The sequence below is a fragment of the Saccharopolyspora pogona genome, assembly GCF_014697215.1.
GTDB lineage: Bacteria > Actinomycetota > Actinomycetes > Mycobacteriales > Pseudonocardiaceae > Saccharopolyspora > Saccharopolyspora hattusasensis.
Genome location: NZ_CP031142.1, coordinates 4,435,357 through 4,459,642 on the forward strand (window position 1 = coordinate 4,435,357; position 24,286 = coordinate 4,459,642).

At 68.2% G+C, this 24,286-nt stretch carries 27 protein-coding genes; 11 read left to right on the forward strand and 16 right to left on the reverse strand.

Annotation, left to right across the window (positions count from 1 at the left end; genetic code table 11):
• The first annotated feature begins 202 nt into the window (after positions 1–202).
• The 4 genes from serS to DL519_RS20185 all read left to right on the forward strand — a co-directional run bounded on the left by serS (position 203) and on the right by DL519_RS20185 (position 2,125).
• Positions 203–904, forward strand: a complete 702-nt coding sequence (gene serS / locus DL519_RS20175) for a serine--tRNA ligase (protein WP_317891381.1) — start codon at positions 203–205, stop codon at positions 902–904.
• A 169-nt stretch (positions 905–1,073) separates the two neighbouring features.
• Positions 1,074–1,319 carry a hypothetical protein gene (locus tag DL519_RS46935; RefSeq protein WP_223840477.1) on the forward strand — a complete coding sequence of 82 codons (246 nt, stop codon included), beginning with the start codon at positions 1,074–1,076 and terminating at the stop codon, positions 1,317–1,319.
• On the forward strand, positions 1,267–1,698 hold the full coding sequence (locus DL519_RS20180) for a helix-turn-helix domain-containing protein (protein WP_190817074.1): 432 nt from the start codon (positions 1,267–1,269) through the stop codon (positions 1,696–1,698). Before DL519_RS46935 ends, DL519_RS20180 begins: the two co-directional genes overlap by 53 nt.
• Before the next feature lie 10 nt (positions 1,699–1,708).
• Positions 1,709–2,125, forward strand: coding sequence for a VOC family protein (locus tag DL519_RS20185; RefSeq protein WP_190817076.1), 417 nt, complete (start codon positions 1,709–1,711; stop codon positions 2,123–2,125).
• Between the two features lie 88 nt (positions 2,126–2,213).
• Here DL519_RS20185 and DL519_RS20190 read toward each other — a convergent pair whose 3' ends face one another.
• Positions 2,214–4,604, reverse strand: coding sequence for an ATP-binding cassette domain-containing protein (locus DL519_RS20190; protein ID WP_190817078.1), 2,391 nt, complete (start codon positions 4,602–4,604; stop codon positions 2,214–2,216).
• Positions 4,605–5,348: 744 nt separating this feature from the next.
• On the opposite strand from DL519_RS20190, the gene DL519_RS20195 reads away from it, so the two are divergent.
• Positions 5,349–5,708, forward strand: coding sequence for a transglycosylase family protein (locus DL519_RS20195; RefSeq protein WP_190817080.1), 360 nt, complete (start codon positions 5,349–5,351; stop codon positions 5,706–5,708).
• Between the two features lie 209 nt (positions 5,709–5,917).
• A complete protein-coding gene (locus DL519_RS20200) occupies positions 5,918–6,907 on the forward strand; it encodes an LLM class flavin-dependent oxidoreductase (RefSeq protein WP_190817082.1) in 990 nt (329 codons plus the stop codon).
• Positions 6,908–7,039: 132 nt separating this feature from the next.
• Here DL519_RS20200 and DL519_RS50210 read toward each other — a convergent pair whose 3' ends face one another.
• The gene (locus DL519_RS50210; protein ID WP_397544961.1) at positions 7,040–7,171 is read right to left on the reverse strand and encodes a hypothetical protein; all 132 of its coding nucleotides are present in this window, start codon (positions 7,169–7,171) and stop codon (positions 7,040–7,042) included.
• Positions 7,172–7,304: 133 nt separating this feature from the next.
• Here DL519_RS50210 and DL519_RS50215 point away from each other — a divergent pair, with 133 nt between their 5' ends.
• Positions 7,305–7,502, forward strand: coding sequence for a hypothetical protein (locus tag DL519_RS50215; protein ID WP_190817084.1), 198 nt, complete (start codon positions 7,305–7,307; stop codon positions 7,500–7,502).
• Positions 7,503–7,814: 312 nt separating this feature from the next.
• Positions 7,815–9,116 (forward strand): ISL3 family transposase, encoded by a 1,302-nt coding sequence (locus DL519_RS20210; RefSeq protein ID WP_190814226.1) that lies wholly within the window; start codon positions 7,815–7,817, stop codon positions 9,114–9,116.
• A 161-nt stretch (positions 9,117–9,277) separates the two neighbouring features.
• Here DL519_RS20210 and DL519_RS20215 read toward each other — a convergent pair whose 3' ends face one another.
• On the reverse strand, positions 9,278–11,008 hold the full coding sequence (locus DL519_RS20215) for a GAF domain-containing sensor histidine kinase (RefSeq protein ID WP_190817086.1): 1,731 nt from the start codon (positions 11,006–11,008) through the stop codon (positions 9,278–9,280).
• Positions 11,009–11,151: 143 nt separating this feature from the next.
• Between DL519_RS20215 and DL519_RS20220 the strand changes: the two genes are divergently transcribed.
• Positions 11,152–12,156, forward strand: a complete 1,005-nt coding sequence (locus DL519_RS20220; RefSeq protein ID WP_190817088.1) for an Acg family FMN-binding oxidoreductase — start codon at positions 11,152–11,154, stop codon at positions 12,154–12,156.
• 6 nt (positions 12,157–12,162) lie between these two features.
• Here DL519_RS20220 and DL519_RS20225 read toward each other — a convergent pair whose 3' ends face one another.
• From DL519_RS20225 to DL519_RS20235, 3 genes are all read right to left on the reverse strand, one after another.
• On the reverse strand, positions 12,163–12,807 hold the full coding sequence (locus tag DL519_RS20225) for a response regulator (RefSeq protein ID WP_190817090.1): 645 nt from the start codon (positions 12,805–12,807) through the stop codon (positions 12,163–12,165).
• A 199-nt stretch (positions 12,808–13,006) separates the two neighbouring features.
• The gene (locus DL519_RS20230; protein ID WP_223839314.1) at positions 13,007–13,435 is read right to left on the reverse strand and encodes an FHA domain-containing protein; all 429 of its coding nucleotides are present in this window, start codon (positions 13,433–13,435) and stop codon (positions 13,007–13,009) included.
• 135 nt (positions 13,436–13,570) lie between these two features.
• Positions 13,571–14,632, reverse strand: coding sequence for a TetR/AcrR family transcriptional regulator (locus DL519_RS20235; protein WP_190817092.1), 1,062 nt, complete (start codon positions 14,630–14,632; stop codon positions 13,571–13,573).
• A 112-nt stretch (positions 14,633–14,744) separates the two neighbouring features.
• Here DL519_RS20235 and DL519_RS20240 point away from each other — a divergent pair, with 112 nt between their 5' ends.
• Both DL519_RS20240 and DL519_RS20245 read left to right on the forward strand, forming a co-directional pair.
• A complete protein-coding gene (locus DL519_RS20240; protein ID WP_190817095.1) occupies positions 14,745–15,935 on the forward strand; it encodes a cytochrome P450 family protein in 1,191 nt (396 codons plus the stop codon).
• Between the two features lie 242 nt (positions 15,936–16,177).
• Positions 16,178–16,411 (forward strand): hypothetical protein, encoded by a 234-nt coding sequence (locus tag DL519_RS20245; RefSeq protein WP_190817097.1) that lies wholly within the window; start codon positions 16,178–16,180, stop codon positions 16,409–16,411.
• Positions 16,412–16,444: 33 nt separating this feature from the next.
• On the opposite strand, the gene DL519_RS20250 is transcribed toward DL519_RS20245, so the two are convergent.
• The 10 genes from DL519_RS20250 to DL519_RS20295 form a co-directional block, all read right to left on the reverse strand.
• Positions 16,445–17,035, reverse strand: a complete 591-nt coding sequence (locus DL519_RS20250; protein ID WP_190817099.1) for a hypothetical protein — start codon at positions 17,033–17,035, stop codon at positions 16,445–16,447.
• Positions 17,032–17,688, reverse strand: coding sequence for a hypothetical protein (locus DL519_RS20255; RefSeq protein ID WP_190817101.1), 657 nt, complete (start codon positions 17,686–17,688; stop codon positions 17,032–17,034). Before DL519_RS20255 ends, DL519_RS20250 begins: the two co-directional genes overlap by 4 nt.
• A 23-nt stretch (positions 17,689–17,711) precedes the next feature.
• Positions 17,712–18,020 (reverse strand): hypothetical protein, encoded by a 309-nt coding sequence (locus tag DL519_RS20260; protein ID WP_168587436.1) that lies wholly within the window; start codon positions 18,018–18,020, stop codon positions 17,712–17,714.
• 3 nt (positions 18,021–18,023) lie between these two features.
• Entirely contained in the window at positions 18,024–18,308 is a 285-nt protein-coding gene (locus DL519_RS20265; protein ID WP_190817103.1) for a YbaB/EbfC family nucleoid-associated protein, read from the reverse strand.
• An 8-nt stretch (positions 18,309–18,316) separates the two neighbouring features.
• Positions 18,317–18,643: a YbaB/EbfC family nucleoid-associated protein gene (locus DL519_RS50220; RefSeq protein ID WP_397544962.1), complete on the reverse strand. Its 327-nt coding sequence runs from the start codon at positions 18,641–18,643 to the stop codon at positions 18,317–18,319.
• A 345-nt stretch (positions 18,644–18,988) separates the two neighbouring features.
• The gene (locus tag DL519_RS20275) at positions 18,989–19,825 is read right to left on the reverse strand and encodes a transposase family protein (RefSeq protein WP_190817107.1); all 837 of its coding nucleotides are present in this window, start codon (positions 19,823–19,825) and stop codon (positions 18,989–18,991) included.
• Between the two features lie 302 nt (positions 19,826–20,127).
• On the reverse strand, positions 20,128–20,952 hold the full coding sequence (locus DL519_RS20280) for a carbohydrate ABC transporter permease (RefSeq protein ID WP_190817109.1): 825 nt from the start codon (positions 20,950–20,952) through the stop codon (positions 20,128–20,130).
• On the reverse strand, positions 20,949–21,890 hold the full coding sequence (locus tag DL519_RS20285; protein WP_190817112.1) for a carbohydrate ABC transporter permease: 942 nt from the start codon (positions 21,888–21,890) through the stop codon (positions 20,949–20,951). The genes DL519_RS20280 and DL519_RS20285 overlap by 4 nt, the downstream gene beginning before the upstream one ends.
• Entirely contained in the window at positions 21,887–23,236 is a 1,350-nt protein-coding gene (locus tag DL519_RS20290) for an ABC transporter substrate-binding protein (RefSeq protein WP_190817114.1), read from the reverse strand. Before DL519_RS20290 ends, DL519_RS20285 begins: the two co-directional genes overlap by 4 nt.
• Positions 23,229–24,230, reverse strand: coding sequence for a zinc-dependent alcohol dehydrogenase family protein (locus tag DL519_RS20295; RefSeq protein WP_190817116.1), 1,002 nt, complete (start codon positions 24,228–24,230; stop codon positions 23,229–23,231). The genes DL519_RS20290 and DL519_RS20295 overlap by 8 nt, the downstream gene beginning before the upstream one ends.
• Between the last annotated feature and the right edge of the window lie 56 nt (positions 24,231–24,286).

Here is a 24,286-nt window from a genome sequence, read left to right on the forward strand (position 1 = left end):
ACAGCGCGGGCAGGGCACTGGACGTGGTGCTGGCGGTGCCACAGAAGTGCGCACACGTAACCAGCTGCGCCAAGTATCTGACGAACAAGAAAACCCTACTTGCCGAATGCCGGCGCCTCGCACTCCGGCATCTGCCCGGCAGCGAAGTACGGTTCCGCCTCAACGCCCGCGACCTGCCCGAACGAGACGAGCTGCGAATCTGGTGAACCGGACCACGATGACCGGCACCGGCCAGTTGCCGAAGTTCGAGGAAGACCTTTTCCGCACTGGAGTCGCCGATCGGCAGTTGTTTTTGATCCCGACCGCCGAGGTTCCGCTGACCAACCTGCATGCCGACGAGATCCTGCCCACCGAGGATCTGGCGTACGCCTACACCGCGTGGACCCCGTGCTTCCGTTCCGAAGCAGGGTCGTACGGACGGGACACGCGCGGCATTCTGCGTCTGCACCAATTCTCCAAAGTGGAGCTTGTCCGGCTGGTACGCCCCGAGCAGTCCCGCGCTGAGCTGGAGAAAATGCTCAGTCACGCCGAGGCGTGCCTGAAAGAACTGGGGTTGGCCTACCGCGTTGTGGCCTTGGCCGCCGGGGACCTGGGCTTTGCCGCCACGTTCACCTACGACATCGAGGTGTGGTTGCCCAGCCAGAACACCTACCGCGAGATCAGCTCCTGCTCGGACTGCGGCACATTCCAGGCCCGTCGCGCGGCGATCCGGACCAAGTCGAAGGACGGCGAGCGCGACACACTAGCCGCGACGTTGAACGGATCGGGCCTGCCGATCGGGCGCGCTCTGGCCGCGTTGCTGGAGCAGAACCAGCAGCAGGACGGTTCGGTGGTGATCCCCGAGGTTCTGGTTCCATACACCGGGTTCCGTCGAATCGCGTCTGACGGTACGCCCGAGTCCTGACGGCGATGCTCGTTGGCATCTGCGACTTCCCAGGCGACTATGCCTTCCCGCCGTCCGGGTACGGCGGGATCGAGCGGTGGTTATGGGCGGTCGCAGTCGGCGCACGTGCCGCCGGGGCCGAGGTGCACCTGCTCGGCCCCGGCGGCCGGAGCTGGCCGACGAATGGGAGATGCGACCCGTTCGGCTGGAGGACATGATGCCGGACGGGCGCGACGTCCGTAGCCTGCGGACCACTGGCTACGACCTGTTGGCGGCCGGGCACGAGTACCCGTCACTGTCCGCCTGGCGGGCGGTGTGGGAGTCCCCGCCGCCGTCATCAACGTCATGCCCCGCAGCAGCGGTGCAGTGCCTGGTGCTGTGGGATGGTGGGTCGCGTGACGTTGGAGGACCTCGTCCGGCTGCGCCGGGCCCGTGACCTGATGGACCGCGACTACGCGACGCCGCTCGACGTTCCCGCGCTGGCGCGCTTCGCCCTCATGTCGCCGGGGCACTTCTCCCGCAGCTTCCGCGCCGCCTTCGGCGAGGCCCCGTACGGCTACCTGATGACGCGCCGGATCGAGCGGGCCAAGGCGCTGCTGCGGCGGGGTGACCTGTCGGTGACTGAGGTCTGCTTCGCGGTCGGCTGCACATCGCTGGGGTCGTTCAGCTCGCGGTTCACCGAGCTGGTCGGCGAGAGCCCGAGCTCGTACCGGGCCCGCCGCCATGACGAGGGCGCCGCCATCCCGGCCTGCATCGCCAAGATCCACACGCGACCGGTCAGGAACGGAGAAGCGAAACCCACCCCTCGCACCTAGCGTGAAACGCATGGACATCAAGCTCTCAACATGCTTCATCGCCGTCGACGACCACGACAAGGCACTCGCCTTCTACCGGGACGTCCTCGGCCTGGAGGTGCGCAACGACGTCGCGTTCGAGGGGATGCGCTGGGTGACCGTCGGCGCGCCGTCGCAGCCCGATGTGAACATCGTCCTCGAGCCGCCACTCGCGGACCCGAACGCCTCGCCCGCCGACAAGAAGGCCATGGCCGAACTGCTGGCGAAGGGCCTGCTGCGCGCTGTCATCTTCGACACCGACGACTGCGACGCGACCTTCGAGCGCATCCGCGCCGCGGGTGGCGAGGTGCTGCAGGAGCCCGTCGACCAGCCGTACGGCGTCCGCGACTGCGCCTTCCGCGACCCCGGGGGCAACATGCTGCGCTTCACCCAGCCCCGCAAGCAGTGAGCCTGTTCTCGTCGTTTGCCGAACTCGGGTCTCCTGACCGCGGTCAAGAGAACCCGAGCGGGACGAAATCCCTCCGCGAGGTCCCCGGTCAGGCGCCGACGTAGGCCGCGAGGTGCTCGCCGGTGAGGGTGGGGCGGGCGGCGACGAGGTCGGCGGGCGTGCCCTCGAAGACGACCCGGCCGCCATCGTGGCCGGCACCGGGGCCGAGGTCGATGATCCAGTCGGCGTGCGCCATGACCGCCTGGTGGTGCTCGATGACGATGACCGACTTGCCGGCGTCGACGAGCCGGTCCAGCAGGCCGAGCAACTGCTCGACGTCGACGAGGTGGAGACCGGTGGTCGGCTCGTCGAGGACGTAGACGCCGCCGTTGGCGGCCATGTGGGTGGCCAGCTTGAGCCGCTGCCGCTCGCCGCCGGACAGCGTGGTGAGCGGCTGGCCGAGGCGGAGGTAGCCGAGCCCGACGTCGGCGAGGCGCTCGAGGATCTTGTGCGCGGCCGGGACCTTCGCGTCCCCGGAGCCGAAGAACTCCTCGGCCTCGGCCACCGACATCGCGAGCACCTCGCTGATGTCGCGACCGCCGAAGTGGTAGTCCAGCACCGCTGCCTGGAACCGCTTCCCCTCGCACTCCTCGCAGGTGGTGGCGACGCCAGCCATCATCGCCAGGTCGGTGTAGATGACACCGGCACCGTTGCAGTTGGGGCAGGCGCCTTCCGAGTTGGCGCTGAACAGCCCCGGCTTCACGCCGTTGGCCTTCGCGAAGGCCTTGCGGATCGGGTCGAGCAGTCCGGTGTAGGTCGCCGGGTTGCTCCGCCGCGAGCCGCGGATCGCCGTCTGGTCGACCGCCACCACTCCGTCCCGCCCGGACACCGAGCCGTGGATCAGCGAGCTCTTGCCCGAGCCCGCCACCCCGGTGACGACGACCAGCACGCCGAGCGGGATGTCGACGTCGACGTCCCGGAGGTTGTGGGTGCCGGCGCCGCGCACCTCCAACATCCCCGACGGCGTCCGCACCGACGGCTTCAGGGAGGCGCGGTCGTCCAGGTGCCGCCCGGTGAGCGTGTCGCTGGCCCGCAGCGCCTCGATGGTGCCCTCGAACACCACCTCGCCGCCCTCGGTGCCGGCGCCCGGGCCGAGGTCTACGACGTGGTCGGCGATCGCGATCGCCTCCGGCTTGTGCTCCACGACCAGCACGGTGTTGCCCTTGTTGCGCAGCTGCAGCAGCAGGCCGTTCATCCGCTGGATGTCGTGGGGGTGCAGCCCGATCGTCGGCTCGTCGAAGACGTAGGTGACGTCCGTGAGCGACGACCCGAGGTGGCGGATCATCTTGGTGCGCTGCGCCTCGCCGCCCGACAGCGTGCCCGACGGCCGGTCGAGCGAGAGGTAGCCCAGCCCGATCTCGACGAACGAGTCGAGGGTGTGCCGCAGCGCGGTCAGCAGCGGCGCGACGGACGGTTCGTCCAGGCCCCCCGCCCACTCGGCGAGGTCGGTGATCTGCATCGCGCAGGCGTCGGCGATGTTGATCCCGTCGATCTTCGACGACCGGGCCTCCTCACTGAGCCGGGTGCCGTCGCACTCGGGGCAGGTGGCGAAGGTGACCGCCCGCTCCACGAAGGCCCGGATGTGCGGCTGCAGCGAGTCGACGTCCTTGGACAGCATCGACTTCTGGATCCTCGGGATCAGGCCTTCGTAGGTCAGGTTGATGCCGTCGACCTTGATCTTGGTCGGCTCCTTGTGGAGCAGGTCGTGCAGCTGCTTCTTGGTGAACTTGTGGACCGGCTTGTCCGGGTCGAAGAAGCCGCAGCCCTTGAAGATGCGGCCGTACCAGCCGTCCATGCTGTAGCCGGGGATCGTGAGCGCGCCCTCGTTGAGCGACTTGCTGTCGTCGTACAGCTGGGTCAGGTCGATGTCGTTGACCGAGCCCTTGCCCTCGCAGCGCGGGCACATGCCGCCGGTGATGCTGAAGCTGCGACGCTCCTTCACGGTCTTCCCGCCGCGTTCGAGCGTGACCGCGCCCGCTCCGCTGATGGAGGCGACGTTGAAGGAGAACGCCTGCGGCGAGCCGATGTGCGGTTTCCCGAGGCGGCTGAACAGGATGCGCAGCATCGCGTTGGCGTCGGTGGCGGTGCCGACCGTCGAGCGGGGGTCGGCACCCATCCGCTCCTGGTCGACGATGATCGCGGTGGTCAGCCCGTCCAGGACGTCGACCTCGGGCCGCGCCAGCGTCGGCATGAAGCCCTGCACGAAGGCGCTGTAGGTCTCGTTGATCAGCCGCTGCGACTCCGCGGCGATCGTGCCGAACACCAGCGAACTCTTGCCCGAGCCGGAGACGCCGGTGAACACCGTCAGCCGGCGCTTCGGGATCTCGATGCTGACGTCCTTGAGGTTGTTCACGCGCGCGCCGTGCACGCGGATCAGATCGTGGCTGTCGGCGACGTGCGGCTCAGGCGACTGCGCGTCCGTCCTCGTGGCCATGCTCATCGTGTCTCCATCTGTTGGCGGACCCGCCTCCGCGGCCTCCGTCGGCGTCGCCTGGCTCGATCCGAGCAGTTCCGGGCAGTACGTCTGGCCCCCTTCGCCGCGGCGCGGTCGCGGCGAAGGCCCGCTGTCCACTTGCTCGGTGGTACCAGCCGGGGGTGGCGCAAGGCATCCACGCCGTTTCGGCCCGCAGCGCCGCTGGGCCATCCGGCGCCTGGCCGAGACGCCAGACTAACCAGCGGTTCGGCGCGGCCAGCGCACGCGGGTCGAAGCTGGTGTTGCAGGTCATGGCTGTGTTCTGCGGCTGGCGCGCAGGCGAGCCGCCGCTTGGCGACGCGACCAGACCAACGGTTCGGCAGGGCCGAGAACAGTCTCGAAAGTAACCCACACGAGTGAAGATTGACTCGATCAATACATTGTGTAATCGACTAATGCTCACCCTCCAGAGCCACAGCTACCAGGAACAACACTTGAATCATGGGATCTTGCAGAGGTTTCGTGATCAGAATTGACTGCCCCATGAGGGTTGGTCTTCCAACGTTGACTACGTAGCGTGTCCGACGGTCGGCCACCCCCCCGAGCCGACCGCCTGGGAGCCCGTAGCGCCAAACCCTGCCTTGCGGGCTCCCACCCCCGAAGAAACGACTGGGCAGGGGCGACACCACCTCGAACCACGTTCCGGCGGCACCCCCCAGCACGCCGGGCGGTCGATCGTGCGCGGGTCGCAGGCGCAGCAGGAGATCATCCATGGCGCACAACCGCATGTCCCCCACCAGCCGAATCGCCTCCGGAGCAATCCTCGCCGGCCTGATCGCCGCCGCTGCCCTGGCGACCGCCCTCCCTGCCAGCGCCGCCTCGGCGTCCACTTGGGACGCCGTCGCGAAGTGCGAGAGCTCCGGGAACTGGAAGGCCAACACCGGCAACGGTTTCTCCGGCGGCCTGCAGTTCACTCCGTCCACCTGGGCCGCGTTCGGCGGCACCGCCTACGCCCCCAAGGCGCACCAGGCGACACGCGAGCAGCAGGTCGCGGTCGCGGAGAAGGTCCTCAAGGCCCAGGGGCCCAAGGCCTGGCCGGTGTGCTCGAAGAAGGCCGGACTCCGCAAGTGACCGGTTCCCGCCCGTGCGCACTTCCAGGGGCTGCGGCACCGCGAAGTGCGCACGGGCGACCACGCACGGGCAACACTCATCGGCAGGTGGAGCGTGACGGGGCCCACCGCGCCGCGCGGCGCGGAATAAGCGGGGCGGTTGTTCCGTTATCGCTGCTGCGCGGGGCAGGGCCGCGCGCTTGTCGCACGCGATGAAAGGCTGATGCTGCCGTGGCTGTTGCCCTCTCCATTCTCGATCTGGCACACATCGGCCCGGGAGAGACGGCCGGCGACAGCTTCGCCGCCAGCGTCGACCTGGCACAGCGCGCCGAAGCCCTGGGCTATCGGCGGATCTGGTACGCCGAGCACCACAACATGTCGTCGATCGCGTCGTCGGCGACCAGCGTGCTGATCGGGCACGTGGCCGCGCACACCAAGACCATCCGGCTCGGCGCCGGTGGCGTGATGCTGCCCAACCACTCGCCGCTGACCATCGCCGAGCAGTTCGGCACCCTCGAAACGCTGTTCCCGGGACGCATCGACCTCGGTCTCGGCCGGGCCCCGGGCAGCGACCAGAAGACCATGCGGGCGCTGCGCCGTGACCCGACCGCGGCCGACACCTTCCCCCAGGACGTGTTGGAGCTGCAGGGCTACCTGTCGGGCGAGACCCGGATCCCCGGGGTCAACGCGACGCCCGGCGCGGGCACCAACGTGCCGCTGTACATCCTCGGTTCGTCGCTGTTCGGCGCCAGGCTCGCCGCCGTGCTCGGCCTGCCGTACTCGTTCGCCTCGCACTTCGCGCCGGATGCGCTGGAGGCCGCCGTCTCGATCTACCGGCGGGAGTTCCAGCCGTCCGCCCAGCTCGCGGAGCCCTACGTGATCGCCGGGGTCAACGTGATCGCGGCCGACACCACCGACGAAGCCGAGCAGCACTTCCGGGCGGCGAAACGCTACCGGGTGGCCCGGATGCTGGGGCAGGGAAGGGAATTCACCCCGGAGGAGGCGGACGCCATCCTCGCTTCCCCCGCCGGGCAACAGGTTCTGCAGATGACCAAGTACACCGCGGTCGGCACCCCGACCGAAGTGGACGACTACCTGGACGGGTTCGTCGAGCGGTCGAAGGCCGACGAGCTGATCGTCGTGTCCGCCGCGCCGGACCGCGCCGCCTGGCGCCGCTCGCTCGAACTGCTCTCCGAGGTCCGCGGCCTGGTGGCCGCCTGACCGAAGCGATCTCGTGAAGCGGTGCGGATAGCGGGACTCGGACGCCGCCTGGACTCCGGGTCCCCGACCCGTGCACGACCGCGCGGCTTCGGACCGGCCAGGCGACGTCTGAGAACCCGCGGCCATGCGGTCTCACCAGCTGGGTTCGCGCCGGAACGCCGCCCTCGCCCACAGGTAATTGGCCAGCGCGATGGCGCCGCCCGTGCCGCCGGCGAGTCCGGCGCCCAGTACGCCACCGAGGATGTAGACGAACAGCAGCATCACATGACGATCGGCATGCCGATCACCGATAGCGACATGCCCGGGTAGCGCAGCGCGTGCAGGAGGTTACGGCGCAGCATCGTCGCCGAATCGCCGGCGGCGTGGGAAAGGGTGCTCATAGAAGCGGCTCTTTCGCGTGGTCGGGACGGCCGGTGAGGGCGAGGAAGACGTCGTCGAGGTCGGCACGGACAACCCGTCGACCTCGATCGCCCCGACGTCGAGGCGGTCCAGCAAGCCGCGCAGCGCGGAAATGCTGCCGTCGCCCGGGATCTGCAGGGTGAGCGCGTCGTCGGCGACCTCGCCGAAGCGGCGGGCCGCAGGTAGATGCCCATGATCACGTGGGACACGATGGCACCCAAAACACTTACGACTCTCAGAGCGACCGCGAATGCAGTCCAGGCGCGACGGAACGCTTCGATACGCCAGCGCGAGCAAGCATGCGCCGAAGCTGAGACAGAGACCACTTCCCCATCGGCGCGACCGCCGACGAGAACGATCTCCACCATGCGGCCGCAATTTCAGGCTCTTGTGACTGATCCGTGGGTGATGTGAGCTGCTGTTTTAGGCCCGGAGACGGGGGCACGCCGTTGCTTCGTCTAGGTTTCTGGCTTGTCGAAGGTCAGGAACCGAGGGGACGGAGAACGGCGTGCCGAAGGCCAGTTTATGGCGTGCTCTGGTGGGCGTCGACAGGCGCACGGTGATCGAGGATGTGGAGTTCGACGAGGCCGCGGAACGGGTGATGGTGCACGTGCGCCCGCGCAAGGGCGGGCGCGGCCGTTGCGGCCGGTGTGGCCGCTGGTCCGGGCGGTATGACCGGGGCGAGGGACGGCGCCGGTGGCGGGCCCTGGACCTGGGCACCATCCAGGTCCATCTCGAGGCCGCCGCGCCGCGGGTGCGCTGCCGGGAGCACGGGCCCACCGTGGCGCGGCTGCCGTGGGCGCGTCATGGCGCCGGGCACACCTTGGCTTTCGACGACACGGTGGCGTGGCTGGCGGTGCGCTCCTCGAAATCGGCGGTATGCGAGCTGATGCGCATCGCCTGGCGCACCGTGGGTGCGATCGTGGCCCGGGTGTGGGCCGACGCCGAAACCCAGAGTGACCGGTTCGGTGGGTTGCGGCGGATCGGGATCGATGAGATCTCCTACAAGAAGCATCACCGCTATCTGACGGTGGTGGTGGACCACGACACCGGGCGGCTGGTGTGGGCCGCGCCGGGGCGCGATTCCGCGACGCTGAACCGGTTTTTCGACGCCCTCGGCGAGAGGCGCGCCGCGGAGATCACGCATGTGTCCGCCGATGCGGCCCAGTGGATCGCCGACACCGTCGCCCGCCGCGCCCCGAAGGCCATCCGCTGCGCCGACCCCTTCCACGTGGTCGCCTGGGCCACCGAAGCACTCGATGCCGAACGGCGACGGGCCTGGAACGACGCCCGCGCCCTGGCCCGCACCGAAGGCACACGCCGCCGGGGCCGCCCGGCCACCGACTCCCCGGCCCGTCCCGGGCACGAGAAAGCCAAGAAGCTCAAAGACTCCCGTTACGCGCTGTGGAAAAACCCCGAAGACCTCACCGAAAACCAGCAGGCGAAGCTGGCCTGGATCGCCACCACCGACCGCCGCCTGTACCGGGCCTACCTGCTCAAAGAAGGACTCCGGTACGTCTTCACCGCCAAAGGCGAGCAAGGCAAACAAGCCCTGGACCGCTGGACCTCCTGGGCACGGCGCTGCCAGATCCCCGTCTTCGTCGAGCTCGCCAAGAAGATCACCAAACACCGCGCCCCCATCGACGCCGCCCTCGAACACGGCCTCTCCCAAGGACTCATCGAATCCACCAACACCAAAATCCGCCTGCTCACCCGCATCGCCTTCGGATTCCGCAGCCCCCAAGCACTCATCGCTCTCGCCATGCTCGCCCTCGGCGGCCACCGACCCACCCTCCCCGGACGCGCCTAACCCACCCACGGAAGCAGCAGAAGAGCCCCTTTTCAATGGAAATCGAATCTCTGATTTCCATTGAAATTGCGGAAATCCCAGGGCGTCAGGGGGACTTTCCGCGATGTCTGTGCGGCCGAGATCCTCCGGCACGCGGTCACATCTTGGACCACAGTGGATGGTCAGCGGACCGGTGCGCTCCAGCGCAGGCTGGTTCCGCCCGACGGCAGCTGATCCACCATGCACTGCCCGCCGAGCTGGGTGGCGCGCTCGGCGAGGTTGTGCAAGCCGCTGTGCGCCACGGTTTCCGGGATTCCGACACCGTTGTCCGTCACGTCGATCGCCAGGTTGCCGTCCAGGGAGATCGTGACTGACAGCTCCGTCGCCCGCGCATGCCGGACGACGTTGCTCACCGCTTCCAGGACGACTGCCTCGGCGTGCTCGGCCAGCTTCGGCGGCAGCACGTCGAGCGGGCCCGCCATCCGCACGGTGATCCGGATCGGGCTGTCACCGACCACGTCGGTGATCACGCGCTGCACCCGCGCCCGGAACCGCACCGCGGTCTCGGCGGTGGCCTGCAGGTCGAAGATGCTGGCCCGCAGGTCCTGGATCACCTCGTGCAGCTGGTCGATGTGCTCGGTCAACCGGTCGGCCACGATGGGCGACTTCGCCCGGCGCTGCGTGCCCTGCATGGCCATGCCGATGGCGAACAGCCGCTGGATGACATGGTCGTGCAGGTCTCGGGCGATCCGGTCGCGGTCGGCAAGCACGTCGAGCTCCCGGCGCGCGGCCTGCGCCTCGGCCCGCTGCAACGCCAGCGCCGCCTGGTCGGCGAACGAGGACACCACCTGCAGCTGGTCCTCGTCGAAGTCGGCCGAGCCAGCCGTGCGCGCCGCGAGCAGCACCCCGGACGTCATCTCGTCGGCCCGCATCGGAACCGCGAGCGCGGGCCCGAACTGCACGACCTGGCCTTCGGTCAGGTCGAAGGCCAGGTTCGAGACGTTGCGCGGGATCCGCTCCCGGAACACCTGCCCGGTGGTCGAGTCGCTGACCGAGATCGTCCGGTGCGTCAGGTCGTCGACGTCCACCCCGACGGACACGTTGATGATGAGCTCGCTGACGCGCTCGTCTGCCGTGTCCTCGCCGCTCACCGGCACGGCGATCAGCGCGTAGTCGGCGGCGGTGAGCTCCGCGGCGCGCTCGGCGATCAGCTGCAAGGCGTCGATGGGGTCGGTGCCCGCCAGCAGCGCCGCCGTGATCTCGCTGGTGCCGTCCAACCAGCGCTCGCGGCGGCGGACTTCCTCGAACAAGCGGGCGTTGTCCACCGCGATGCCCGCCGCACCCGCCAACGCCTGCATGACGACCTCGTCGTCGTCGGTGAATCTCCCGCCGCCGCGCTTCTCGGTCAGGTACAGCCGCCCGAAGGTCTCCTGCCGGGCGCGGATCGGCACCCCGAGGAAGCCGCGCATCGGCGGGTGGTGGGGCGGGAATCCCACCGAGGCCGGGTGGGAGGCGATGTCGTCCAGGCGCAGCGGCTTGTCGTCCTCGATGACCACGCCGAGGACGCCGTGCCCGGTGGGCAGCGCCCCGATGAGCTCGCGCGTCGGCTCGTCGATGCCCTCGTACACGAACTGGCTGAGCTCGCCGTTGGGGCCCAGCACGCCGATGGCGCCGTAGCGGGCGTCGACGAGGTCCATCGCGGTGTGCACGATGCGCCGCAGCGTCGCGTCGAGTTCGAGCTCCGACGAAATCGCGAGCACGGCGGACAGCAGCCCGTCCATCCGGTCGCGCAGCCCGATGATCTCCTCGATTCGCACCTGTACCTGGGTCAGCAGCTCCCTGAGCCGCAGCCGGGAGAACGCATCCTCGACCGACCGCGGCGGGACCTGCGGCACCTCCCCGGAACTCGGCACGTCCGCCCTGCTCACACCTCCACTGTGACACGTACTAACGGTTCGCACCGGGGCTCGGCGTGGTCCAGTGGTGACGATCGGCTCTGGTTCACCGGACCGCGTCACCGGCACCCTGGCAACAACGGCGACCGGAGGGGATACCGATGAACACGCTCATCGGCGCAGTGGGGTACCTGACGGCTGACCAGACCCGGGCTGCACTGCTCAAGGCCACCGCCGCGCCGTCGCTGTACAACAGTCAGCCCTGGCGGTTCCACTGCACGCCAGATGCCATCGCGTTGTACGCGGACCGGTCCCACGCCGTGCCGGTGGCGGATCCGGAGCACCGGGAGCTCGTACTCGCCTGCGGTGCGGCGCTGTTGAACCTGCGGCTGGCGATACGGCTGCTCGGCGTGCAGCCGGACGTGCGCGTGCTGCCCGGGCACTCCTCGCCGGATCTGCTCGCGGTCGTCCGCCCCGTCCGGCGGCGCCCGCCGACGCCCACCGATGTCGAACTTGCGGCGGCGATCCCCCGGCGTCGAACAAACCGCAAGCCGTTCCTGCCCAACTCGGTCCCGCCGTCGCTGCACGGCCAGCTGCGGCAAGCGGCGGAAGCGGAACGGGCGTGGCTCGCCATCCCCGAGCGGGAACAGCTGCCGAAGGTGCAAGCGCTCACCCAGCAGGCGCACGAGGCGCAGATCTCCGACGCGAAGTTCACGGCGGAACTGCAACATTGGACGGGCCGCGACTCCAGCTCGCCCGACGGGGTGCCCGCGCGCAGCAGCGGTCCGCGGCCGGAACCGCAGGACGAATGGGTGCTGCGCGACTACAGCAGCGGTCAGGCGAAGGCCCGGGTCATGGGCAAGGACTTCGAGCCCGAGCCGCTGATCTGCGTCCTCGGCTCGTTCCAGGACGGCGTGCTGGCGCAGCTGCACGCCGGGATGGCGATGCAACGCGTGCTGCTGGCCGCCACCGCCGCCGGGCTGTCGAGCTCGTTCCTCTCCCAGGTGGTCGAGGTTCCCAGCACCCGCAAGGAACTTCGCTCGCTCATCGGCGGCGGGTTGTGGCCGCAAGCGGTGTTGCGCATCGGCTACGGATCGCCGGTACCGGCGACGCCGCGCCGGCCCTTACACGAGGTGGTCAGCGGCGAGCCCGTCCCCCGCGCCTGAGCGTGGTCACGTGTCCTTCGGCCGGTGGTGCAGCTGGGTGGCCAGGACCGCCGCCTGCGTTCGGCGTTGCAGCCCAAGCTTCGACAGCAGGCGGGACACGTAGTTCTTGACCGTCTTCTCCGCCAGGTACATGCGGTCGGCGATCTGCCGGTTGGTCAGGCCTTGGCGGATGAGGTCCAGCAGGACTCGTTCCTGAGCTGTCAGCTCGGGCAGCTCCATGGACTTGTCCAGCTTCGCCCGCAGCCGGTTCATCAGATCCGCGGTGGCCTGTTCGCCGAGCAGCGACTTGCCCGATCCGACGGTGCGCACCGCCGACGCCAGCTCCATCCCTTTGATGTTCTTGATCACGTATCCCGCCGCACCGGCCAGCATCGCGTCCAGCATGGCCTGCTCGTCCGGGAAGGACGTGAGCATCAGGCAATTCAGCCCGGGCAGCCGGGAACGCAGCTCGCGGCAGAGCTCGATGCCGTTGCCGTCGGGCAGCCGCACGTCCAGCACGGCCACGTCCGGCCGCAGGGCGGGGATGCGGGCCTCCGCCTCGCGGGCCGTGGCGGCCTGGCCGATCACTTCGAGGTCGGGCTCGGCGCCGAGCAGGTCGGCCAGCCCGACCCGCACCACCTCGTGGTCGTCGACCAGGAATACCTTCGTCACTTCGGACCGGGTGCCTTCCACGAACCCCAGGCTACGAGCCGCTTCCCACCGGTTCGAGTCGATACTGAACCGCTGTTCCGCGAGTGGCGCATGGGGTTCGCGCTCAGGCGTCCTGGATGACGATTTCGCGCGAAATCGGCGTTCGCCACGCCTGGCAGGTGCCGATTTCGCGCGAAATCGCCCGGCTCTGCGCGGCGGCTCAGGCGTCGGTGCGGAAGGTGAAGCGGGCCTTGCCGACCCAGATCTCGTCGCCGTCGGTCAGCTCGGCGCACTCCACCGGCATCCGGTTCAGGTAAGTGCCGTTGAGGGAACCACCGTCCACGAGGACGAACCGGCCGTCCCGACGACGCAGCTCGGCGTGCTCGCGCGAGACGGTGATGTCGTCCACGACGATGTCGCATTCGCGGCCGCGCCCGATCGTGGTGCGCGGGGTGCTGATCGCGAACCCGGTGCCGGCGTCGGGCCCGCGGTTGATCACGAGCCTCGCACGGCCGCTCGGCTCCTCGGGCACGCGCGGCGCCGGAACCGGCTGCGCCGCTGCGGCGGGCACCGTCCAGGGCCGGGCCGGCTCGTCCAACCACTGGGTCCCGCTCGGTGCGGACGCGTCGATCCGGGTCTGGTTCATCATCGTTCTCCCTACCAACAAGCAAAAACGCCGCTGCGGGCTGCGCTGTCCAAATGCGGCGGCTGAACCCAGAATGCCGAAACCCGGACGCGAACGGCCAGGACCTTGGTCCTCACTTTTCGGAGTCCTCGGGCGGAATCACTCGTGGTGCACGAGTGCGTGGGCCGCGGCGTGGCAGGCGCCACGGCCGTCGGCGCGGGCGACGATCCGGTTCGCCTCGATGCGCACCGCGGTTTCGGTGGCGTCGCTGACCGCAGACACTCCGGCCGCCGCAGCAAGCGCACCCGACGCGTCGCACACGACCTGCAGGCGGGGCAACGACGAAGCCGGGAATGCCTGGCGCAGGCAGCCGCACAGTTCGGCGATGGCCAGCCGCGCCAGCGGCGCGAACTCGCCGGGATCGCTGGTGACCAGGGCGATGGTGGCCGCGGCCCCGGCGCGAACAGCTTCCTCGGCGGCGGAAAGCCGGTGCAGCCCGAGCACCGCTACCACGCCGTCACCGGTCAACCGCGCGGATTCGCCGCGCACGAGGTCGATCGCTTCCGGTGGGAACCACGGCTCGTCGGTCGGTTGCGTCGGCGGGACGATCGGTGGCGGCGCCCAGAAGTCGTTGAGCACCAACCCGGACAGGCACTCGCAGGCGCTGATGATGTCGAAGGGTTCGACGAAACCCGGTGCGGCGGCGGCCAGTTGGCTCGCGCCGTGCAGCGTCGTGAGCACGGTCTCCGCTAGCCGCACCAGGCGGGCGGGTGGCGCTCCCGGCGGAACTTCCGGGGGCTGCAACCGTTCCAACGCGAGCGCGAGCAGGAGCGCATCCAGCTTCATCAGCTGCGCGAAGGGGCGCTGCACCCGCTCATCGGCCAGGATCTCCGGCATCAACTCCGCGCCGAGGGGCCGCTCGTCGGGCAGGCGCGCGACCCATGCACGGGCGAGCGCGCCGAGCGCGTCATGGGGGTTGCGGCCCGACGACGGGTGCAGCGGCGCGGGCGCACGCTCGGCCAGGTCCGCCAGGACCGCGAAGTAGAGGGCCCGCTTGCCGGGGAAGTTGGAGTAGACCGCGCCGCGGGTGAGCTCGGCGCGCTCGGCGATGGCGTCGATCTTGGCGTCGCGGAAGCCGAGCTCGGCGAACTCGTCCCGGGCCGCGGCAAGCACCTTGCCGCGGTTGCGTTCCTGGGTTTCCGCCCTGCTGAGCCGAGCCATCGTCCTCCCCTGAAGCAGACCGGTGCCGGTTGCCGTCCAACTCGATCCAAGATACCGTTACCACCCAGATGATGAGAACATCTGTAACGAACATCTGACTTTCGGAGGCCACGTGACCAGCCAAGATGTGACGGTTCCCGAGATCGACCTGACGGCGCCCGAGGTGCTAAACGACCCGTTCGCGGCCTATGGGCGCGCCCGGGAACGTTCGCCGCTGGCACGGCTGCTGGTGCCCGGTCTCAACCCGATGTGGGCCGTTCTCCGCTATCACGACGCCAGGGCAGCGCTGACCGATGCCCGTTTGGAGCTCACCGGCGACAGCTTCGCCATGCGGCCCGACGTGCCCGAGGACTGCCTGCCCTACATGCGGACCATGCAGGAGATGGAGGGGCCGGAGCACACCCGGCTGCGCAGGCTGGTCGCGCCCGCGTTCACCGCCCGCCGAGCCGCCGAGTTCCGGCCGCGCATCAAAATGATCGCCGAGGCCCTGCTGGACGACCTGCCCGACGACGGCGAAGTGGACCTGCTGCGGCACTTCGCCCGCCCGCTGCCGATGGCCGTGATCTGCGAACTGGTCGGCATCCCCGAATCGGACCGGCCGAAGTGGCGGGAGTACGGCGTCCACGTCGCCGCCGGTTACGGTCCGGGGCTCGCCGAGTCGATCCCCGGCATCATCGCGGGTGCGAAGGCGGCGGTCGCGGCGCGGCGGGCCGAGCCCGGCGACGACCTGGTCTCGCAATTGATCCGAGCCCAGGGCGAAGACGGCGACCGGCTCAGCGACGCAGAACTGGTCACCCTGATCTGGAACGTCGTCCTGGCGGGCCAGACACCGACGAACCTCATCGCCAACGGCGTCCACGCCCTGCTCTCCCACCCCGACCAGCTCGCCGCCCTGCGCGCGAACCCCGACCTCATGCCGCGCGCGGTGGAAGAGCTGATGCGCTGGTGCGGCCCGCAACTGCTGACGATCCCGCGCTTCCCGCGCGAGGACGTCGAGATCTCCGGCGCACGGATCGGCAAAGGCCAGCCGGTGACGGTCGTGATCGCGTCGGCCAACCACGACCCGCGGGTGTTCCCCGAAGCCGACCGGCTCGACGTCAACCGCCCCGCCGGGCCCCCACACCTGGGCTTCGCGCACGGCGCGCACTTCTGCCTCGGGGCCGCACTGGCCCGAACCCAAACCGAGGTAGCGCTTTCCGCCCTGCTGAGCCGATTCCCGAACCTGGAGCCAACGCCCGAGGGCGCGCAACACCTCCCGGACGCAGGCACCCGGCGCCTGACAACCCTGCCCGTGACCGTCTGACTCCGCACAACGACCGGACCCAGCGTGCCCGTTCCGCGACAAGCACGACCAGTAAGTCCTCAACGCGCATGCTGGGCTCCAGAACCAAAGTCGCGATGCCCCAGGAAGTTGCCTAACTCTCAACCTCTGGAAAGTGGCGTTCACCCGCGCGACCTCGCGACTGGTCGTCGTCGGTGACGCGAATCTGTGGCATGGCACCAAGGGACTGCTCAGGACACTGCTGGCCCAAGCAGAGAACGCGGGTGGCCCAAGCAGAGAACGCGGGTCTCCCGAACGCCAACGATCTCGACATCGACGAGCCGCTCGCCAGGTTGCACCAACGCCTCGTCGTAGCCGGGATCGAGTGCGACTCGGCTCCGCAACTCTGCACCGTCCAGGAGCTGATGCGTGCCGCGACCGATGGAAAGGTCGTCCGGGTCCCGGTCTGGCGCTGCCTCTCCGACCCGGCAGAGCTGCTAGCCGATCTCGGCTGCTGACCAGCGACCGATTCCGCAGGCCGCTGCGGGTTGTCAGGGTTTCGCCGCGTTCGCGGCTATTTCGCGGGCGAGGACGGCGGCCGGTTCAACGGCTTGACCGGGTGGGATCGGGGTCGTGTTGCCCGCCGCGTCCACATCTGCTCCGGCGAAGGACATTTTTAGGTTCAGGTTGCCGACGACGATGATGTAGTCGATGCCCTCGCTCGTGTTGCTTCGCACCGCGTACTCGCCGAAGCCCAGCACCCGCTCGAAGTGGTTCGGCGAGTCCCCGCTCAGTCGGTCCAGTTCTTCCAGCGCCCCGTTGGCTCCGGACCTCGCGTCGTTGCTCCGGTGCAGGCTTACGTGCAGGGACAGCTTCCGTTCGAGCGGATGAGCGCCTTCGGAACCCAGATCCCGGTAGGTCCACGAGCAGTATCCGGTGGTTTCAACAACGATCGTGTCGGTCTCGTACGGCATTCCAATCAGTTGGCCCGCCGTCACCGGCGAGACCAGATCGCAAATCTGCGGTAGCACCTTGAACCGATCACCGTCCGGATCGAAGCCCGGGTTTCCAGCGCAGCCCGCCGCGAGCAGGCCCACCACCGTCGTCACCGCAACCGACCGCAGCAGGGTCGAGATCTTCATTTCGGTCGGACCTTCCAATCACTGGGTTCCGCGGCAGCGGCGGGTAGTGGCTCCGGAATCTTCAAATCCGCGGCGACTTGCGCTATTTCCACCCCGGAGCGCCGGAAATCGGCCATGACCTGAACAACTCGTTCGGCCGTCGACGTCATCTGCCGGACGAAGTTCGCGAGCGCCTGGAGCACCTCGTCGGCGACGTCGAAGATGGTTTCGTGGATCCTGGCAATGAGCCCGCCGGTCAGGCTGATGACCTCGGCCGCCGTGTTCCCGATCAAGCCGATGGCTATCTTGTATGCCTCCGTTATGTGGTCCCGCATGTCCAACAGCTTCTTGCTGAACCGGTCGAAGAGGTCCGCGGTGTCCTGCATCACCTTCGTCACGTGGTCCAGGTAGGCGATGTACGCCTCGGAGGCAGAGCCCGTCCAGCCGGCCGCAATCGCCGTGCGGGCATTGATGACCGTCTCGTCGGCTTGGAGCAGTTCGGCCTTGGCTGTCGGCGACCAGAGTCTGGCGATGCCCAGAACAGCTTCGGGGTGTCCGAGCCAGTCGCGGACTTCGTTGACGATGCGGACGATCACGTCCTGCCCGGTCTTCTCGGCATATTCGATGATCTTGGCTGCCTGTTCCTCTGGAAAGGGCGGGTTGGCGGCGGTCATGCGGATTCCTTCCGACGCGGGCGCTACCGAAGATGTCCGAACTGGGCGACGATCTCCTGCTGCCGGCGTTCCTGATCGTCGGCGACCGCGCGCAGGGCCTCGGCGGCGCTGTGGAGGTTGTCCGCTCCCTTGCGCAATCCCAGCTCCAGGTCCGCCGCCGCCTCGTTGCAGCTGAGCACGATCCCGTCCTGCTTGCCGAGCAGGCCGAGGTCGTCCGGAGCAAGCAAGTTTCCGTTGACCGCGTGGAGGGCGTTTCGCCAACGGCTTTCGGCCTCCGACAGGAGAATCACGTTCGCGCGCAACGCTTCGATGATGACGTCGAATCCGGACATCCCTCACCGCCGCGCCTTCAATGCCTGCTGCCGGACGGCCGCGGCGCGCCGCTCCGCGCGCCCCAATGCCTCGACCACCTGGTTTCCGAGAGCTTTCTCCGTGGTATAGCGGAGTTTGTCGTGTTCCAAGCTGATGTCGACGAGTTCTCCGTACCCGTTAACGGCTAGCTCACCAAGGTCGCCGCCAATCGCTTCCACCACCGTCTCGGCCGCCAGGCGTCGGTTTGCCGCTTGCACGGCCGCGGTCCGCTGCTGGATTTCCGCGAGCAGGTTCTCGATTTCGTGCATCGAAGCCATCACTGCCCGCCCGCCAAGTCGGGCGCCACCTTCTTGAACGCCCGCGAGGCGGCTTCGGATGCCCGCGAACGAGCATTGCCAATGGCATCTTTGATTTCCGCAGCGACCGTCTCAGGATAGATGCTGCTGAGAACCCCACCCCGGATCGCGATTTCCGTTACGGTCCCGTTGCCCAGACATGTCGCGACCACCCGACCCGAACCGGATCGCCCGCTGAAGTTATGCCTTTCGTGCTCACCCCGCGCTCGGCGGATCACCTTGGCCCGATGATCCAGGTCGTCTGCTGCTCGGCGTAGTGCCTCGAAGTCGACTCGATGCGTCTCCACAAGCGCCCCCAGAATTCCCGATGGATTTGCGGTGAACTCATTCTGGAGGCTATCGACGTTTGGCCACGGGGCGGACCACCCCTAAGAACTCGGTCCGTATTTCACTCGAACAGTTCAGCCCGATCAACTGAAAACTACCCTCGATGGAATAGCCGGATAACACACCCGGTGCAACCCCGTCACCCGGTCGGATTAATTCGACATTCCCAATCGAAGCACCAGGCACCGTTGGCGATCTGCCAATGCAGGAAGCAGGACTCCTACGAACGCTACCAATCCAAAGACTTCAATCCAACGATCGGGTGCATTTTTGCACTCGATCAATGAGGTGATCTCAGTAGGGGGTTATGCGAGTCGGCCGTGTTCGAATTGGGTGAGTACGAGTGCGGCTTTGACGATGGGGCCGATTTTGCGGGGGCTGGTGGTGAAGTGTCGTAGGGCGCGCCAACGGCCGGTGAGCAGGGCGAATCCACGTTCGCCGAGGGCGCGCAGGCCGCGCAGCAGTTTGTTGTAGGTCTGGTTGTCGACGTCGAGTGGGCGGCCTTTGCTGGTTTTGGGGTGTTTGATCGGGGTGAGGACCCCGGCTCCGGCACCCTGGTAGCCGCCGTCGGCCAGGGTGGGCAGGTCGAGCTGGGAGTAAGCCCAGTACAGGGCGCCGAGGACGTGGTTTTCAGCGTCGGTGATGTCGTGGACGGACCCGGGCTCGACGTCGGAGACCCACAGCGGGAACCCGTCCGGGTCCGTCAGTGCTTGGATGTTGCCGGCTTGTTCGCGGGTTTTCCCGGAGTACCACAGGTCGATCTCGGTGCCTTTGGCGCTGGTGGTCTTTTCGCCGAGACGGTCGGAGGAGAAGTTTTTGCCGTCCAGGATCAGATAGGCGTCGCCGTTGTCTTTGGCCCGTTGCAGGGCGTCGTGCAGATCCGGGGCCTGCGCGGCCAGCGCCTCGATGCCCTCGTCGACATACCGGTAGCCGGTCGCGCGGGCGACACCGTGATCGCGGGCCAGTGTGGTGGTGTCGGTGCGGTCGCGGAACCACCGCAGGACCAGCACAGCCTGCCAGAACGTGGTCAACGCCCGACGCCCCTTGCGGGTCCCTTTCCGGCGGCGTTCACCGGCCAGCAGCTTGCTGAGGAAGAGCACCAGTTCACGGGGAACATCGAGTTCGGCAGAATACGTGACCACGTGGGGCCTTCCCTGGTCGAAGATCGTTTCTTGGTCGAACTTCTTCTACCAGGGACCCCACGTCCCACTCTCCCCAGGCCAGCCCTACCCGATCACACACCCATTCCGGCAGGCCGCCTTCAGCCACTTCTTACCGAGATCACCTCAATGAATCGCAAATGCGACAGTTTCGAAACCAATTCGAGAAAACCGGAAATTTCCCCCGCAGCAACGTCGGGAATATGCCACAAGGCGGTCCGCCGGGCGAGCGACGGCCCGGATTCATCCCGGTTCGGGATGAATCCGGGCCGCTACCGGCCGGGTTACTTCACCGCGCCCATGGACAGGCCTCGGACCAGGTGGTTCTGGGCGAGCCAGCCGATGATCATCACCGGTAGCGAGGCCAGCAGGGCCGCCGCCGAGAGTTGCGCCCAGTACAGGCCCTCGCTGGTGATGAAGCCGACCAGGAACACCGGGACCGTGCCCGCCTGCGCCGCCGTCAGGTTCACCGCGTAGAAGAACTCCGTCCAGGAGAAGATGACGCAGATCAACGCCGTGGCCGCGATTCCCGGGGCCACCACCGGCAGGATGACCTTGAACAGCAGGGTCGGCAGTTTCGCGCCGTCGACCCGGCCGGCTTCCACCATCTCCTTGGGCACTTCCAGGAAGAACGAGCGCATCATCCAGATCGCCAGCGGCAGGTTCATCGCCGTGTAGAGGATCACCAGCGCCCAGACGTTGTCCAGCAGCTTCAGGTTCTGCGAGATCACGTACAGCGGGATGATCGCCGCGACGATCGGCAACATCTTGGTGGACAGGAAGAACCCGAGCGCGTCGCGGGTGCCCGGCACCGCCGAGATCGACAGCGAGTACGCCGCCGGGACCGCCATCAGCAGCACCAGCAGCGTCGACACCACCGTGACGAACGCGGAATTGCCCAGGTACGGCAGGAAACCGCGCTCCAGGATCCCCGCGAACTGGTCCAGCGTCGGGGTGAACACCAGGCGCGGCGGGTCGGTGTAGGCGTCGGCTTCCTGCTTGAACGCCGTGAGCACCATCCACAGCAGCGGGAGAACGAACAGGATCGCGACCAGCCAGGTGAACGCGGTCAGCGCCCACCGGCCGACGGGGTTTCCGGTACGCATCATCGCACCTCGCTCATGCCGAAGGTCCGGAACATCAGCCGCAGCGCGAAGGTCGCCACGATCAGGGTCAGCACCACGACGATGACGCCCATCGCCGAGGACTGCCCGATGTCGAAGCCCTCGAAGGCCCGCTGGTAGATGTAGTAGGGCAGGTTCGTGCTGGCGGTGCCCGGACCGCCCTGTGTCATCAGGAAGATCGCGTCGAAGCTGTTGACGATGTAGATCGCGCCCAGCAGGACCGCCAGCTGCAGGTACCGGCTCAGCTGCGGCAGGGTGATCGACGCGAAGGTGCGCCACCGGCCCGCTCCGTCGACCGCGGCGGCTTCAAGCACCTCCTTGGACTGCGCCTGCAGGCCCGCGAGGATCAGCAGCATCATGAACGGCGTCCACTGCCAGACGATCTGCGCCATGACCGAGGCCAGCGGGAACTCCGACAGCCAGTCGATGTCGCCGCCGAAGACGAAATTCAGCAGTCCGTAGGTCGGGTCGAACATCGTCGTCTTCCACAGCAGCGCCCCGGCCGCCGGGAGGATCAGGAACGGCGTGATGAGCAGCGTGCGGACCACGCCGCGGCCGAGGAACTTCCGGTCCAGCAGCAACGCCAGCCCGAGGCCGAGCAGCATCGCCACCAGCACGCAGACCACGGTCAGCAGCACGGTGTTCAGCATCGCGCCCCGGAACTGGCTGTCGGCGAACACGTCCACGTAGTTGCGCAGGCCGACGAAGTGGCGGGAACCGGGACGCACCAGGTTCCAGGACTGGAGCGAGTAAAAGACGGTGAGCAGGAACGGGATCTGCGTGACCAGGATCGTGAACAGCAGTGCGGGCAGCAGCGGCGCCCGCCGCAACCACGCCGCGCCGGACCACTTGCCGACCGGCTTGCGGATCGGGACGGGTGCCGTGGCGGGTTTCGTGACGGGTGTCGTGGCGGTCTGGGTCATCGGGTCTCCCGGTATGCCGCGCCGACAGATTCGGCGTACTCCTGCGACTGCTGGAGCGCCTCGTCGACCGTGATCTGCCCCGCGATGGCAGCGGAAAGCTGTTGGCTGACCCGCGTGCCGAGGTCCTGGAACTCCGGGATGCCGACGAACTGGATCCCCGGATAGGCCACCGGCCGCAGCATGGTCTTGCCCTGCTGGGCGCGGTCGATCCCGTCCAGCGTCGGCTGCGCATAGGCCTTGGCGGCCTGCTGGTACTCCGGGATCTGGTACGTCGACAGGCGGCAGCCCGGCGGAACCCGGTTCCAGCCGAAGGTGTTGCCGACGTTGCGCACGAACTCCTTGTCTGTCATCCAGCGCATGAACCTCCAGGCGGCGTCCTTGTCCTCGGCGACCTTCGGCATGGCCAGCGACCAGGTGTAGAGCCAGCCGCTGCTGCCGGTGCGCTCGACCGGGGCCGCGACATAGCCGGACTTGCCGACGATCTTGCTGCTCTCCGGGTCCTCGTTGGTACCGGCCATGACCGTGGCGTCGTACCACATCGCCGCCTGCCCCTGGCCGTACCGCGTGCCGCACTCGGAGAAGCCCGCGCTGGACGCGCCGACCTCGCCGTGCTGCCGCACCAGGTTCACGTAGAACTCGGCGGCGGACCGGAATTCCGGCGAGGTCAGCTGCGCGTTCCAGTTCTCGTCGAACCAGCGCGCGCCGAAGGTGTTGGCGACCGTGCTGAACGGCGCCAGGCTCTCGCCCCAGCCGGGCTTGCCGCGCAGGCAGATGCCGGACACGCCCGCGGTCTTGTTGTCGAGCTTCGCCGCGAAGTCCGCGATCTGCTGCCAGGTCGGCCGTTCCGGCATGGTCAGCCCGGCCTGCTCGAACAAGTCCTTGCGGTAGGCCAGGAACGACGACTCGCCGTAGAACGGGACCGCGTACATCGACCCCTGGTACGACAGCGAGTCCCGGATGCTCGGGATGAAGTCGCCAGGGTCGTAGCCCTCGCTCTTCTCGATGTAGGGCTGCAGGTTCTCCAGCCAGCCGTTGGCCGCCCACTGCGGGGTTTCGTAGTTGCTGATCATCACCGCGTCGAACTCGCCGCCCTCGGTGGCGGTGGACGCGGTGATCTTGGCGCGCGCCTGGTTCTCGGGCAGCTGCACGAACTTCAGCTTGATGCCGGGGTTGTCGCGCTCGAACTGGTCCGACAGCGCGATCGCGTCTTCCATCTGCGGGTTCGACACGATCGCGATGACCAGCGTGCGTCCGCCGGACCCCAGCGCACCGGCCCCGGCGCAGCCGGTGAGGGTGAGCAGTGCGGCGCACGCGAGCAGCGTGAGCTTCTTTATTCGGCTATGCATCAACGCCTCCCGGAAGCACCTGGACCTTTAGGCCGGCGCCGCTGCGCATCAGGTCGAGCGCCGCGGGGAACTCCTCCAGCGGCAGGGTGTCGGTGAGCAGCGCGTCGGTGTCGATCGCGCCCGAGGCGACCAGGTCGAGCGCCGCGCCGTAGCTGTTCAGCACGGCCATCGAGCCGACGATCTTGATCTCGTCGTTGTAGATGCGGAACGGCGACAGCGACACCCGGGCCTCGGCCGGGGCGACGCCGAACACCAGCAACCGGCCACCGCGTCGCAGCGCGTCGAAGGCGGCCTCGATCGCGGGCGCGGCACCCGTGCAGTCGACCGCGGCGTCGAACCGCTCGTCGAGTGCGGCGACGTCGGTGCCCAACCGGACCGCGCCGAGTTGGGTTGCCCGGCCCAGCCGCGCCTCGTTGCGGTCGACCACCGTCACGTGCGCGCCGCCGCGCTGGAGCAGCTGCTGCATCAGCAGCCCCATCGTGCCCGCTCCCACCACGAGGAACCGTTCGCCCGCCTCGACGCCGATCTGCCGGACGCCGTGCACCGCGCACGACACCGGTTCGACCAGCGCGCCCTGCTGCCAGCTCATCTCGTCGGGCATCCGGTAGCAGGTGGACGCCGGGACGGCGACGTACTCGGCGAAAGCGCCGTCCACGGTGTCGCCGGTGGCGTTCCAGTTCGCGCAGAGGTTGCCGTGGCCCGACCGGCACGGGGTGCAGTAGCCGCAGAACAGCGAGGGGTCCACCGCGACGCGGTCACCGATCTTCCAATCCCCCGGTGTTTCCGCGCCGATCTCGACGACCTCGCCGGCGAACTCGTGCCCCGGCACGATCGGGTAAGGCGTGGGCGGGAAGTGGCCGTCGGCGATGTGCAGGTCGGTGCCGCAGATCCCGGTTGCACCGACCTTGAGCACCAACTGCCGGTCTCCCGCCCTCGGATCCGGCACGTCGCCCACCCTGATCGAACCGGGCTGATCGATGATCGCGGCGCGCATGACACTCCATTTCACTCTGCTCAAATGAGCGCGTCTCGTTGTGGTCATCCCGCAAC